Genomic DNA, 14,222 nt, shown 5'->3' on the forward strand with positions numbered 1-14,222 from the left:
ATTACACTTACTGATCATGACTAAGGGTTCAACCTCGACGACCGGCCGGGCGGCTGCTGCCGCAGCGGACCCCCAGCGGGAGCCGGCAGCCGGGGACAGGGTCAACATTTCCGATGCCCGGGCCATCCGGGCACTGGCCCACAACGTGCGCTTGAAAGTCATCGAAGAGCTCTTCGATACGCAGCAGCCAGCCACCGCCACCGAGTTGGCCCAGCGCCACGGGTTGACGCCCAGTGCGATGAGCTACCACTTGCGCGCTTTGGAGAAGTGGGGATTTGTCAAGCGGTGCGCCAACCAGGGTGACGGACGGGAGCGGCACTGGCAGGCGGCTGCGGGGCGCTTGGATGTGACCAGCGTGGCGGACAGCCGCGCCGCAACCCTTGGTGTGGTGGACGTGGACCTGAACGACCTGCGCGAACGTCTGTCCAAATACGTCAAACGGGACAAGCAAGCACCGGATCCGGACACGTGGCGGCAGGAAGGACACCTGGCTGCACTCAGCACGGGACGGTTCTATTTAACCGAGGAACAGCGCAAGGACCTCGGCCGAAGGATCGGCGAGATCCTGCTGGAATTCAGCCCGACCACCAACCCGGAGAACAGGGGAGAAGGGGCGGAGAAACTGTATTACGTCTTCTCCTTCCTGCCCGGCGACATCGACAACGACTAGGCCTTCGGCAGGCCCGCGGCCAGCCTTCCATGCACCCCGGAGCCAGTGGCTGCTCCAACCGGCGCGTTCTGGTTCGCGGTACTGTTGCGGCTAACCTAGTGCTGACGGTCCTCCACCCCGCCGGGTTGGAGGACGTACTTACAAGCGCATCAACATCTTTTTCTACGTAGGAGCACAGTGCCAGCCAAGGCCCGCGAAAAAACCGGCAAGAAACTCGTTATCGTCGAGTCTCCCGCCAAGGGCAAGACCATTGCCGGATACCTCGGTGAGGGCTTTGAGGTCACAGCATCCATGGGTCACATTCGTGATCTGCCCCAGCCCTCCGACCTGCCTGCTGAACTGAAAAAGACGTCCGTGGGCAAGTTTGCAGTGGACATCGAGCACAATTTCGAGCCCTATTACGTGGTATCGCCGGACAAGAAGAAGAAGGTGTCCGAGCTCAAATCGATGCTCAAGGACGCCGACGAACTCTATCTGGCAACTGACGGTGATCGCGAGGGCGAAGCCATCGCGTGGCACTTGCTCCAGGTGCTCAAGCCCAAGGTGCCGGTGCACCGGATGACCTTCAGCGAGATCACCCGCGAAGCCCTGCAGCGCGCCCTGTCCGAGGTCCGCGAGGTCGACACCGACCTGGTGGACGCGCAGGAAACCCGCCGGATCGTGGACCGGTTGTTCGGCTATGAGCTCTCGCCGGTGCTCTGGCGCAAGGTCAAGGCGGGCCTGTCCGCGGGGCGCGTGCAGTCGGTCGCTACCCGGCTGGTGGTGGAGCGCGAACGTGAGCGGATGGCTTTCCGCGCGGCCTCCTACTGGGATCTGCTGGCCACGGTCCAGCCCGAGGACCCTTCCAAGGGCTCGGCCTTCAAGGCCAAGCTGGTTGCCGTCGACGGCGGCCGGGTTGCCGTCGGCAAGGATTTCGACGATCTGGGCCGGCTGAAGGCCCGCTCGGCCGTCCATCTGGACGAGGCCGCCGCCACCGCCTTGGCGGACTCGCTGCGCAGCGCCGAGTTCTCCGTCCGCGCCGTGGAGAACAAGCCTTACACCCGCCGCCCGGCCGCCCCGTTCACCACCTCCACCCTGCAGCAGGAAGCGGCCCGCAAGCTCAGGTTCTCCGCCCGCTCGACCATGCAGGTGGCGCAGAAGCTGTATGAAAACGGCTACATCACTTATATGCGTACCGACTCACCGGCGCTGAGTGACCAGGCGGTCAACGCCGCCCGCCGGCAGGCTTCCGAGCTGTACGGGCCCGAGTACGTTCCGGATTCCCGCCGGGTGTACCAGGGCAAGGACAAGAACGCCCAGGAAGCGCACGAAGCCATCCGGCCCGCCGGTGATTCGTTCCGGACGCCCGGACAGGTCCGCAGCCAGCTGTCCAGCGACGAGTACCGGCTCTACGAGTTGGTCTGGAAGCGCACGGTCGCTTCGCAGATGACCGACGCCAAGGGCTCGACGTCGACGGTGCGGCTGGGCGCCACCGCCGCTGACGGTCGGGACGCCGAATTCACCGCATCCGGCACGGTGATCACGTTCCCCGGCTTCCTGGCCGCCTATGAGGAGGGCAAGGACGCCGGCCGGGAGGAGGACGACGACGCCAGCGGTGGCCGCTTGCCGAACCTGGCCCAGGGCGACGGACTGGAAGCCCAGGCGGTCGACGCCGTCGGACATGAGACCTCCGCGCCGCCGCGCTACACCGAAGCGTCGCTGATCAAGACGTTGGAAGACCGCGGCATCGGGCGTCCGTCCACCTACGCCGCCACCATCTCCACCATCATGGACCGTGGTTATGTGCGTACCCGCGGTTCCGCCTTGGTGCCGAGCTGGATCGCGTTCTCCGTGGTCCGGCTGCTGGAGGAACATTTCAGCGACTACGTGGATTATGACTTCACGGCCGAGCTGGAAGAGGACCTGGACCGGATTGCCCGCGGCGAGGCCAACCGGACCGAATGGCTCTCCGGCTTCTACTACGGGGACCGCAAGGAAACCGGTCTGAACACCGTGGTCAACGACCTGGGCGAGATCGATCCCCGGCAGATCAACTCCATCGACATAGCCGATGGCATCACCCTGCGCGTGGGCAAATTCGGCCCCTATTTGGAACGAAACGGCAACGGCGAAGGCGAAGAGCCGCAGCGTGCCAACGTCCCCGACGACCTGGCCCCGGACGAGCTGACGGCGGAGAAAGCCGTTGAGTTGATGGAAACCCAAGGCCCGGGCGAGCGTGAGCTCGGCACGGATCCGGAGACGGGCCGGACCATTGTGGCCAAGGAAGGCCGGTACGGCGCCTACGTCACCGAAGTGATCCACGAGCCGACGGCTGAGGAACTGGCCGCGCAGCCGGTGGAGTACTACAAGAATGGCAAGCCCAAGCCGCCGAAGAAACCTGCCAAGGTCAAGCCGCGCACCGGGTCCCTGTTCAAGTCGATGAGCGTGGATACGGTGACGCTCGAAGATGCGCTGAAGCTGCTGAGCCTGCCGCGTGTGCTCGGTACCGATGCCGAGGGCGCCGAGATCACCGTGCAGAACGGTCGGTTCGGCCCGTACCTGAAGAAGGGGACCGATTCGCGGTCCATCGGTTCGGAAGAGGAAATCTTCACCATTACGCTGGAGCAGGCGCTGGAGATCTACTCGCAGCCGAAGACCCGCGGGGGCCGTACCGCCGCTGCACCGCTGGCCGAGTTCGGCGTGGATCCGGTGTCGGAGAAGAACATCGTGGTCAAGGACGGCCGGTTCGGTCCGTACATTACCGACGGCGTCACGAATATTACGGTGCCGCGTTCCACCAGTCTCGAAGAACTGACGCGCGAGCAGGCCGTGGAACTGCTCGCGGAGAAGCGGGCCAAGGGGCCGGCGAAGGGCCCCGCCAAGAAACCTGCGCGGCGCAAGGCAACTGCCAAAAAGTAGCCCCGTCCGCACGCTCCGGCAGCCTGGGCTGCCGGAGCCGGGTCCGATTTGCGGCGCTTGGGCGAAGGCGCTGCATAATATGAGAATGCGTTTGGGCGTTCTCGACATCGGTTCCAACACTGTGCATTTGCTGTTGGTGGATGCCCACCCCGGTGCCCGTCCGGTGCCCTTCGCTTCGCACAAGCGGCCGTTGTCGCTGGTGGCTTACTTGGACGCCGACGGCAACATCACTGAGGAAGGCCAGCAGGAACTCATCGGTTTCGTGCGGGAGGCCTGGCGCTTCGCCGGGCAGCACCGCGCAGAAGACATGCTGGCCTTCTGCACATCGGCCATCCGCGAGGCCGGCAACGGCCGGGCTGTGCTGGACCGGGTCAAGGCGGAAGCCAATGTCACGCTGCAGGAGCTGACCGGCCCGGAAGAGGCCGGCATGACCCTGGTGGCGGTCCGCCGCTGGTACGGCTGGGGTTCGGGCACGGTTCTGGACCTGGATATTGGCGGCGGCTCCTTCGAAATGGCGATGGGACATGACGAACAGCCCGATCTGGCCGTGTCGGTTCCGCTGGGCGCTGGCCGGCTGACCAGGCAATGGCTACCCGAGGACCCGCCGAGCGTGAAGAGCATCAAGGCGCTGCACGGCCACATCCGTGACACCTTGGCTCCCGCTGTGGCGGAGTTCGCCGCTTTGGGCCGCCCGGACATGGTGGTGGGCACGTCCAAGACCTTCCGCTCGCTGGCCAGGATCGCTGGAGCCGCCCCCTCGGCGGCCGGCCCCTACGTGCGGCGCGAACTGCACCGGACTGACTTGTCCCTGTGGGCCCGAAGACTGGCTGCCATGCCGGTCAGCGACCGGGTGAATCTGCCCGGGGTTTCGGTGGTACGGGCGCCGCAGTTGCTGGCGGGTGCGATGGTTGCCGAAGCTGCAATGGAAATGTTCCGGATCGAGACGTTGCAGATCTGCCCTTGGGCGCTGCGCGAAGGCCTGATCCTCAAACGGTTCGACCACCTGCTCTTCGACAGTGAAGCGCCGGTCAGCCCGGTGGGCACCATGCTGGTGCAAAAGGCGGTGGAGCCAGCCCCGGCTATCGAGACGGTGGGAAGCCACTCCAGCCCTGCCGGCGGGTTAAAAACCGGCCGGTGACGCGGAGGAGCCAGCGAGGGGCGTCAGCCCGCTGTTGCCGGCGGCGGGTCTGGAATAGCGCGGCCCCTGTGTGAGGCTCAGCGGCGCCGAGGGGGAACGACGTTAGGGCGTTCGCCGCTTAAATGGCGGCGCCGGCGAACATTGCGGTCGGTTGGGGGAGTCAACCGCTGTTCGCCGGCGCCCGGACCGGACCAGCAGATCCGGTCCATCATCACTCGCACCTTGATGAGGTCTTACAGACATTAGAGGACGAAGTTGAGATAACCCCCTTAACTACCTGAAAAGCAGCTGTGAGTTGTTTTGCTGCCCGTCAGTCGCCCGAAGTCAGGGAAAACCGCCCGGTGCGGCCGGGGCAGGTCCGCGTGATTCAATGGCAGACATGACTGCTGAAGCCACTGGAACGCCCGCCACCCGCCGCACCGCCTTCCTGGGTTGCGGCTCCATGAGTGAAGCCATCCTCGTGGGCCTGCTCGCTTCCGGGACACCGGCGGAGAACGTGACGGCGACGGTACGCCGCAGCGAGCGGGCGGAGGAGCTGCGTAACCGCTATCCGGGCCTGACGGTGCTGGCGGAACACGACGACGCCGGGGCCAATGCCACCGCTGTGCAAGGCGCCGACGTCGCGGTACTGGGTGTCAAGCCGGTGGGTATTGCTGAGCTGTGCCGCAGCATTGGCCCGTCCTTGGATCCGACGACGGTGGTGGTCTCCGTGGCGGCGGCAATCACTATTGCCACCATGGAAGCGGCACTGCCGGAAGGCCAGCCGCTGGTCCGCAGCATGCCCAATACGCCGCTGAAGGTCCGCCGCGGCGCCGTCGGCATCTCGGCCGGCAGCCAGGTGACCGATCCCCAGCTGAACGCCGCCCGTGAGGTGTTCGCCGGAGCCGGCACCGTCGTCGTCGTTCCGGAGGACCAACTGGACGCCGTGTCCGCGGTCAGCGGGTCCGGTCCCGCCTACGCGTTCTACCTGGCCGAGGCAATGGCCGCTGCCGGGGTGGAGCTGGGCCTGGATCCGGAGCTGTCCATGACGCTGGCCCGCGAAACGGTGGCAGGGGCAGGCATCATGCTGGCGGAACCGGACGCCGACCCGGCGGTCCTGCGCCGCAATGTCACCAGTCCCAACGGCACCACCGAGCGGGCCATCGCCGCTTTCGATGAGGCCGGGTTGCCAAAAATCATTGCGCGTGGCGCAGCGGCCGCTGCGGAACGGGCGGCCGAACTGTCCCGCGAACTCGCCTGAGCTGCTTCAGCTGTAAGCCAGCCAGCCGGTCCGCGGCTGCGTCAGGGACGGGCGGCGAAGCGCTCCAGCAGGTCCACGTGGCCGGAGACAATCAGCATGTCCCGGCTGGACACCTTGGTTTCCGGCCGCGCATAGGTGAAGTCTTCGCCCGGAGACTTCACCCCCACCACCGTTACGCCGTACTTGGAGCGCACCTGTGACTCACCCAGCGTGAAGCCCTGGGTTTCCTTCGGCGGGTACATCTTCACGATGGCGAAACCGTCGTCAAACTCGATGAAGTCCAGCATCCGGCCGCCCACCAGGTGGGCGGCGCGCCGGCCTGCGTCGGCCTCCGGATAGATCACATGGTTGGCGCCGATGCGGGAGAGGATTTTGCCGTGCGACGGCGTGATGGCCTTGACCCAAAGATGTTCAATGCCTAGGTCCACCAGGTTCACGGTGATCAGCACCGAGGATTCGATCGACGTGCCGACTCCGACCACGGCTGCGCTGAACTCTTGGGCGCCGAGCTGGCGCAGCGCGTCGATGTTCGTAGCGTCCGCCTCCACCACGTGGGTCAGCTGGCCCGACCACTTTTGCACCAGGGCCGGGTCCCGTTCGATCGCCAGCACCTCGCGGCCCTGCCTGACCAGCTGTTCAGCGGTGGACGCGCCGAAGCGGCCCAGTCCGACGACCAGCACGGGCGCGTTGTGGGCGGGGCGTTTGTACGATGCGGACTTGTCAGCCAATGATCGGCCTCTCTTCTGGATAGTGGAACAGTTGGCGCCGTTCGCGCAGCGCCAGCGCGGCGGCCAGCGTGATGGTGCCGACGCGGCCCGCGAACATCAGCGCGCAGAGCACGTATTTGCCTTCTGGCGGCAGCTCGGCACTCAGTCCGGTGCTCAGGCCGCAGGTGGCGAACGCGGAGATGACTTCGAAGAGCACCCGGTCCAGGCTGTCGCCGGTGAGGGCCAGCAGCAGTCCGGCCGCCCCGGCCACGAACGTGGCACCCATGACGATCACCGAGATGGCGACCCGCATGGCGCCTTCCGGGATGGTCCGGCCGTGGATCTTCACATCCCGGTCGCCGCGGGCCTCGGCGACGATGGCCAGGAACACGATGGCGATGGTCGTGACCTTGATGCCGCCGGCGGTCGACGCGGAACCGCCGCCGGCGAACATCAGTGCGTCGGAGAACAGCATGGTGGTCGGTTCCAGGTTGTTCATGTCCACCAGGTTGAAGCCGAGCGAGCGGGTCATGACGGAGGCGAACGTGGCGTGGAGGACCTTGTCCCAGACCGTCATGCCGCCAATCGTCTCCGGATTGCCCCACTCCAAGGCTCCCCACACCAGGGCGCCGACGACCAGCAGAATCAGCGACACCTCGACGGTGAGCTTGGTGTGCAGGTTCCAGTTCTTGAACCGCGCGCCACGCTCCAGCAGCACCATGACCACGGGGAAGCCGAGGCTGCCCAGGAACCCGCCCACCATCAGCGGGATAAGGATCCACTCGTCCGTTTCGTAGGGGACCAAACCATCGGTGTGCGGGGTGAAACCGGCATTGTTGAAGGACGAAATGGCGTAGAAGACGCCGTGCCACGCGGCCTGGGGAAAGGATTCGCCAAGCATCAGGAAGCGAGGGAACAGTATCAGGGCCAGAATCACTTCGATGATCACCGAAGTGGTAATCACAATCCGCAGCAGCGTGCCGACCTCGCCCAGACGCCCGGCGTTGCTCATGGCTGACTGGGCGATCAGCTTGCCACGGACGCCCAGCCGCTTGCTGACCATGAGTGCCAGCAGCGAGGCCAACGTCAGGGTGCCCAAACCGCCGATGAAGATGGCCAGCAGGATCACGGCCTGGCCCAGGAAAGTCCAGTGCACGGCGGTGGAAACCACCGTCAGCCCGGTGACACAGACGGCGGAGACCGCGGTGAAGAAGGCGTCGTACAGCGGGGTGATTTGCCCGTCCCGGGAGGCGGCGGGCAGGGACAGCAGTCCGGTGAAGACCAGGATCACGGCCACGTAGACGATCAGCGCCAGCCGCGCCGGCGAGCTGTTGGCAACGCTGTCCACGAAGTCACGGAGCGTGCGCAGGAGCCAGAATCGTCCGTGCTCCCGCTCGGCCAGCCACGACGGCTGCTGTCTGGTCATTCCGATCGCTTCTGTCCGGCTCCGAAATCGCTGATGTGTTCCTTGCAGTAGTAAATCATCAATTAACCGCGCAGGGGCGGGACGAATGCGTGCCGGGCAGCGGTTTCGCGTAGCCTGTCTGTGATGTCAGCTACCCCAGTTCCCGCGGTTCCCACTCTGGCGGTGTGGAGCGACTCCCTCCTGGCTTACAACTTCGGGACACACCATCCCATGTCGCCGATCCGGTTGGAGCTGACCGCACGGCTGGCTGACGAATACGCCATCTTCCACCGGCCGAACGTCACCTTGGCCGCTGCCGAGATCGCCGGCGACGCCGAGCTGGAAACCGTCCACGACCCGGCCTATGTTGCCGCGGTAAAGGCGGTCAGCGACGACCCGACGGCAGTGGACGAAGAGCGTGGGCTGGGCACCGAAGATGACCCGGTGTTCCAAGGCATGCATGCCGCCAGTGCCCGGATTGCGGGGGCCTCGCTGCAGTCGGCGGCCGCCATTTTGGACGGGTCGGCGCTCCATGCGGTCAACTTTGCCGGCGGTATGCACCATGCGGCGCGCGGCAAGGCCAGCGGCTTTTGCATTTACAACGACTTAGCGGTGGCCATCCAGCACCTACTGGACGGCGGCGTGCAGCGGGTTGCCTATGTGGACGTTGACGCCCACCACGGCGATGGCGTGCAGTCGATTTTCTACAACGACCCGCGGGTGCTGACCATCTCCCTGCACGAGACCGGCACTCACCTGTTTCCCGGAACGGGCTTTGCCAACGAAAGCGGTGGCCCGGAGGCGCTGGGCAGCTCGGTGAACGTGTCCCTTCCGCCCCGCACCGGTGATGCAGCCTTCCTGCGCGCCTTCCATGCGGTGGTCCCGCAGCTGGTCAGGGCCTTCGCACCTGAAGTGATCGTCAGCCAGCATGGGTGCGACAACCATGCCCGCGACATGCTGAGCAGCCTGCGCCTGAGCATCGACGCACAGCGGCAAATGATGCTGGACCTGGCCGATCTGGCCCGCGAAGTCGCCGGCGACCGGTGGATTGCCACCGGCGGCGGCGGCTACGACGTCTTCAACGTGGTCCCGCGGTCCTGGACACACATGCTGGCCATTGTTTCCGGCCGGCCCATCCCGTTGCACAGCGAGGTGCCGCAGTCCTGGCACGAATACGTGGAAGTCCGGTACGGCCAGCAGGCGCCGCTGTATATGGGCGACGACGCCGACCTGTGGTGGCGTTCGTGGGAAGTCGGCTCTGACCCGAACGACAGCGTGGACCGCACCGTGATGGCGACCCGCAAGGAAATCTTCCCGTACCACGGCCTCGATCCCTGGTTCGACTGAGCTGTTCCCTCACCGGCCACGGTGCCTCCGTCCGGCTTGGTGTAACGATTTCGCCGCTCCCGCCTTCCGGACAGCCGCCGGGGGTGCCTGCCGGGCATATATGCGATTAGGGTAATGGAATGGCCATCGATGACGTCTTTGCAGTAATTGCTGAAGGTACGCGCCGGGACATACTCGGTTCGCTTCGCAGCGGAGATAAAGCGGTCGGCGAGCTGGTTGAAGAACTCGAAGTCAGCCAGCCGACCGTATCCAAGCATCTGAAGGTGCTGCGCGAGGCCGGCCTGGTGTCGATGCGCGCGCAGGGGCAGAAGCGTTACTACTCGCTGCGAACCGGGCCGCTGCAGGATGTGGCCGAATGGATCGTCGGTTTCGGGGTCGATGTGCTGCCGGCGGCCGAACCGGTGGCACCAGCGGTGGCGGCGGCCGTCGTTGCTCCTCAAGAGCCGGGCCACGCAGTGTCGGGGCGCAGCCTGGAGGTCCCGGTTCCAGCCAACCTCAGCCGGTCGCTCGGCCAAGCCGCCAACAAGGCAACAACCAAGGCTGCGGACCTTTTTGCGCACCTGCCCAAACTGCCGCGCCGACGCCGCGGCTGAGCCGGCCCCGTTCCGCACGGCAAGGCCGATGTCCAGTGATCACTGGCACATTGGGTCTGCGCAGCTCTCGTCCACTGGGGCATGACAATCGGCCTGTTTCGTCTCACGCGAGTGGCGGCGGGGCGCGGAACTGCCAGCGTTTTTGTCCCGGAACTGCCAGCTGCACCCCCAGTCGGGCGTTACGGGGCGATTCGGCGATATGTCAGATGTGTTTCTTCGTTCCCGCCTCCGTGTGGTTTTCTTTGTGAGGGCCTGAAGCAAGTCGAGTGCCCCAATACGTCAGCTAGGGAAGGGACGCACCCATGGATGCCCATCTGCTTGAAGTCCGCGACGAAGTTTTCCGCCGCAACCCAGGCGAAACGGAATTCCACCAGGCCGTCAACGAAGTCTTTGACACCCTGGAGCCGCTCTCCGCCCGGCACCCCGAATACACCGATGCCGCCATCTTGCAGCGCATCTGCGAGCCCGAGCGCCAGATCATCTTCCGGGTCCCGTGGATGGACGACGCCGGCAACGTCCAGATCAACCGCGGCTTCCGCGTCGAGTTCAACTCCGCACTGGGCCCGTACAAGGGCGGGCTGCGCTTCCACCCGTCGGTATACCTGGGCATCGTCAAATTCCTGGGCTTCGAGCAGATCTTCAAGAACGCCCTGACCGGCATGCCGATTGGCGGCGGCAAGGGCGGCTCCGACTTCGACCCGCGCGGCCGTTCGGACAACGAAGTGATGCGCTTCTGCCAGTCCTTCATGACCGAGCTGTACCGCCACATCGGCGAATACACCGACGTTCCCGCCGGCGACATGGGCGTGGGCACCCGCGAGATCGGCTACCTGTTCGGCCAGTACAAGCGCATCACCAACCGCTACGAGTCCGGCGTCCTCACCGGCAAGGGCACCGGCTGGGGCGGCTCGCTGGTCCGGCCCGAAGCCACCGGGTACGGCGCCGTGCTGTTCACCCAGGAGATGCTCAAGACCCGGGGCCAGAGCTTCGACGGCCAGCGCGTGGTGATTTCCGGTTCCGGCAACGTGGCGATCAACGCCATCGAAAAGGCCCAGGAGCTCGGTGCCAAGGTGCTCACGGCCTCCGACTCCGGCGGCTACGTGGTGGACGAGGCCGGCATCGACGTCGAACTGTTGCGCCAGATCAAGGTAGTTGAGCGCGGCCGCATCTCCGACTACGCCGAGCGCCGCGGCGGGTCCGTCCGCTACGTGTCCGAGGGCAACGTCTGGGATGTCGATTGCACCGTGGCGCTGCCCTGCGCGACGCAGAACGAACTGGACGACAAGGCCGCGCGCCGCTTGGTGGAAGCCGGCCTGATCGCCGTCGCCGAAGGGGCCAACATGCCCTGCACCAGTGAGGCTGCCTCCATCTTCCAGGACGCGAAGGTGCTGTTCGGTCCGGGCAAGGCAGCCAATGCCGGCGGCGTGGCCACCTCCGCGCTGGAGATGCAGCAGAATGCCAGCCGCGACGCGTGGAGCTTCGAGTACACCGAACAACGCCTGACCGACATCATGGTGGGCATCCACGACCGCTGCGCCGAGACCGCCGACAAGTACGGCATGCCCGGCAACTATGTGGCCGGCGCCAACATCTCCGGTTTCAAGAAGGTTGCCGACGCCATGCTGGCGCAGGGGCTCATCTAGGCCCGCTGACCCAGCAGAGCCCACCTTACGACGACGGTGCCCGCCCCTCAGGCGGGCACCGTCGTCGTTAAGGTGTCCGGGCCGGAACTGTAAGCTCGGTCCATGGTGCAGACACTGATCGGGCTGGATATCGGCGGCAGCAAGACGCACGGTATCCGGCTGGAGGACGGCCGGGTGACCGCCGAAGCGACAGCGGGCAGTGCCAACGTTCAGAACACCAGCCCGGCTCAGGCCGCAACTGCCTTGTCCGAGGTGTTCGGCGCGCTCGGCGCAGCCGACGTCTCTGCGGTCTACGCCGGCGCCGGCGGAATCGACACCGAGGGCGACGCCGAGGCGCTGCGCGCGCTGGTCGCCCCGCTGGCACCCGGGGCGGCCATCCATGTTGTCCACGACACCCGCCTGATCCTGGCCGCCGGACGCCGAAGCACGGGCATCGGCGTGGTGGCCGGCACCGGCTCATCCGTCTGGGGCATCAACGCGGCCGGCGAGGAAGCCCGCGCCGGTGGTTGGGGGCACCTGCTGGGAGACGAAGGAAGCGGCTACTGGCTCGGCCGCGAAGCGGTCCGGCATGCACTCTCCCGGCTGGATGCCGGGCTGCCGCCGGACCGGCTGACGGAGCTGCTGCTGGCCGACTGCGGACTGCGGAAACCGGTGGACCTGATAGCGCTGTTCCATTCGCCGCAGACCGGCCGGCGGTTCTGGGCGGGCAAGTCCCGGGTAGTGGTGGCCGCCGCCGGAGACTGCGAGCCGTCGGCTGGGAGGATCGTTGATCGGGCCGCGGCCGACCTGGCCGGCCAGATCCGGCTGGTGGCAGACCGGCTCGGCTTCACCGGGCCCGTGGTTCTTGGCGGCGGGCTGGGAGCCAACGTTCGGCGCTTCCAGCAGGCGGTAGCTGCGGCGCTGGAGCCGCACGGCATCACCGACATCCGACCGCTGGACCGGGAGCCGGTCTTCGGCATCGATGTCCTGGCGGGGCTGGCCTAGCAAACTTCCGGCCGAGTATCGCGGACGGGAACCGCAGGTCAATCGTTCCGTGGAGGCCCGTGCCGCCGTCGTCACAATCGGTCATGTCGCGGCGGCCGGTTTTCCGGCTCCGGCGGCTACGGCGTACAGTGCCGGTATGACTACTCGTTGGTATGCGTATTTTGCGTTGGCTCTGGAGGGGCCCGACGTAACCGCTTAGCGCGTACGCATACCGACCTTCAGAGCCAACAGGGCAGAGATGATTCTCTGCCCTTCGCCATTTCTCCGGCGGGTTCTGAATCTTCAGGTCCCGCCACCAACAGACGGGACACCGACCATGAATGCACCTGCCAACCACCTTGTGGAAGCGGCCGCGCCGTCCGATGCCACGGCACTGGGTACGGTCGCCGGGGCCGGGGGATCCACCGCGCCGCGCTGCACCAACAACCTGCGGGTGAGCAGCTTCAAGCCGCTGCCGTCGCCCATGGAACTCATGGCGGAGCAGCCGCTGACCGCTGAAGCCGCCGTCGTCGTCGCCCGGGGCCGGGAAGAAATTCGCGCGGTCATGGACGGCGTGGACAACCGGCTGCTGGTCATCGTGGGTCCGTGCTCCATCCACGACACCGTGGCCGGACTGGACTACGCTCGCCGGCTGGCGAAGGTGGCGCGGGAACACCGCGGAGAGCTGCTGATAGCGATGCGCACCTACTTCGAGAAGCCGCGTACCACGGTGGGCTGGAAGGGCCTGGTCAACGACCCCCGGCTGGATGGCTCGCACGATATTGCGGCCGGACTGCGGCTGGCACGGACGTTCCTGCTGGAGGTGGCGGAGCTGGGCCTGCCGGTGGCCACCGAATTCCTGGAACCGATCAGCCCGCAGTACCTGGCGGACCTGGTCAGCTGGGGCGCGATCGGTGCGCGGACCACGGAGAGCCAGATCCACCGCCAGTTGGTGTCCGGCCTGTCCATGCCGGTGGGCTTCAAGAATGGAACCGACGGCGGACTGCAAGTGGCCCTGGATGCCGGCCAGGCAGCGTCCGCGGCACAGACCTTCCTGGGGATCGACGGGGAGGGACGGGCGGCGCTCGTGGCCACCAACGGGAACCCGGACACCCATTTGATTTTGCGCGGCGGCAAGAGCGGCCCGAACTACGGCGCCGACCAGGTTGCCGCGGCCTCCGAAGCGCTGGCGGATGCGGGCCTGAATCCGCGGCTGATCGTGGATGCCAGCCACGCCAACAGCGGCAAGAGCCACCACCGCCAGGCCGAGGTGGCACTGGAGATCGCGGCGCAACTGGAGGCCGGCGGCAGCGCCATCGCCGGCATCATGCTGGAGAGCTTCCTGGTGGGCGGAGCACAGAAAATGGACGTGTCTGAAAACGCTGACGGGGCCGGGCTGGTCTACGGACAGAGCGTGACAGACGCCTGCATGGAGTGGGATGTCACGGCCGATGTGCTGGCGCAGCTGGCCGCGGCGTCCCGACATCGTGGAGCATGCGCCGCACCGCAGGCGCGGACCGTGCAGCAATAAATACCTTAAGCTACAGTGGCCGCTTTCACTTTCGCCACAACTGCCTCTAAAGTATCTAGGAAGAAGGTTTGGGGCGGGGCAAGGCGG

General features: G+C 66.2%; 11 protein-coding genes. 9 read left to right on the forward strand and 2 right to left on the reverse strand.

What is annotated here, in order from left to right; genetic code table 11:
* Positions 1-16 precede the first annotated feature (16 nt).
* The 4 genes from AC5RW2_RS10885 (at position 17) to proC (ending at position 5,946) form a co-directional block, all read left to right on the forward strand.
* Positions 17-670 carry an ArsR/SmtB family transcription factor gene (locus tag AC5RW2_RS10885; protein WP_493962399.1) on the forward strand — a complete coding sequence of 218 codons (654 nt, stop codon included), beginning with the start codon at positions 17-19 and terminating at the stop codon, positions 668-670.
* 177 nt (positions 671-847) lie between these two features.
* On the forward strand, positions 848-3,568 hold the full coding sequence (gene topA, locus AC5RW2_RS10890) for a type I DNA topoisomerase (RefSeq protein ID WP_493962398.1): 2,721 nt from the start codon (positions 848-850) through the stop codon (positions 3,566-3,568).
* A gap of 85 nt (positions 3,569-3,653) precedes the next feature.
* On the forward strand, positions 3,654-4,706 hold the full coding sequence (locus tag AC5RW2_RS10895) for a Ppx/GppA phosphatase family protein (RefSeq protein WP_493962796.1): 1,053 nt from the start codon (positions 3,654-3,656) through the stop codon (positions 4,704-4,706).
* A 379-nt stretch (positions 4,707-5,085) separates the two neighbouring features.
* On the forward strand, positions 5,086-5,946 hold the full coding sequence (gene proC, locus AC5RW2_RS10900) for a pyrroline-5-carboxylate reductase (protein ID WP_493962397.1): 861 nt from the start codon (positions 5,086-5,088) through the stop codon (positions 5,944-5,946).
* Positions 5,947-5,987: 41 nt separating this feature from the next.
* Here proC and AC5RW2_RS10905 read toward each other — a convergent pair whose 3' ends face one another.
* Positions 5,988-6,626, reverse strand: a complete 639-nt coding sequence (locus AC5RW2_RS10905) for a potassium channel family protein (protein WP_127512900.1) — start codon at positions 6,624-6,626, stop codon at positions 5,988-5,990.
* 40 nt (positions 6,627-6,666) lie between these two features.
* Positions 6,667-8,079 (reverse strand): TrkH family potassium uptake protein, encoded by a 1,413-nt coding sequence (locus AC5RW2_RS10910; protein WP_493949306.1) that lies wholly within the window; start codon positions 8,077-8,079, stop codon positions 6,667-6,669.
* Between the two features lie 123 nt (positions 8,080-8,202).
* On the opposite strand from AC5RW2_RS10910, the gene AC5RW2_RS10915 reads away from it, so the two are divergent.
* The 5 genes from AC5RW2_RS10915 (at position 8,203) to AC5RW2_RS10935 (ending at position 14,135) form a co-directional block, all read left to right on the forward strand.
* A complete protein-coding gene (locus tag AC5RW2_RS10915; protein ID WP_493962396.1) occupies positions 8,203-9,405 on the forward strand; it encodes an acetoin utilization protein AcuC in 1,203 nt (400 codons plus the stop codon).
* 119 nt (positions 9,406-9,524) lie between these two features.
* Positions 9,525-9,998 (forward strand): ArsR/SmtB family transcription factor, encoded by a 474-nt coding sequence (locus AC5RW2_RS10920; RefSeq protein ID WP_493939119.1) that lies wholly within the window; start codon positions 9,525-9,527, stop codon positions 9,996-9,998.
* A 302-nt stretch (positions 9,999-10,300) separates the two neighbouring features.
* Complete coding sequence (gdhA, locus tag AC5RW2_RS10925) at positions 10,301-11,641, forward strand: NADP-specific glutamate dehydrogenase (protein WP_493949308.1); 1,341 nt, start codon at positions 10,301-10,303, stop codon at positions 11,639-11,641.
* A 102-nt stretch (positions 11,642-11,743) separates the two neighbouring features.
* The gene (locus AC5RW2_RS10930) at positions 11,744-12,625 is read left to right on the forward strand and encodes an N-acetylglucosamine kinase (RefSeq protein ID WP_493962395.1); all 882 of its coding nucleotides are present in this window, start codon (positions 11,744-11,746) and stop codon (positions 12,623-12,625) included.
* Between the two features lie 316 nt (positions 12,626-12,941).
* Positions 12,942-14,135, forward strand: coding sequence for a 3-deoxy-7-phosphoheptulonate synthase (locus tag AC5RW2_RS10935; RefSeq protein WP_493962394.1), 1,194 nt, complete (start codon positions 12,942-12,944; stop codon positions 14,133-14,135).
* The last annotated feature ends 87 nt before the right edge of the window (positions 14,136-14,222 follow it).

Source organism: Arthrobacter sp. B0316-1-20 (genome assembly GCF_059091865.1).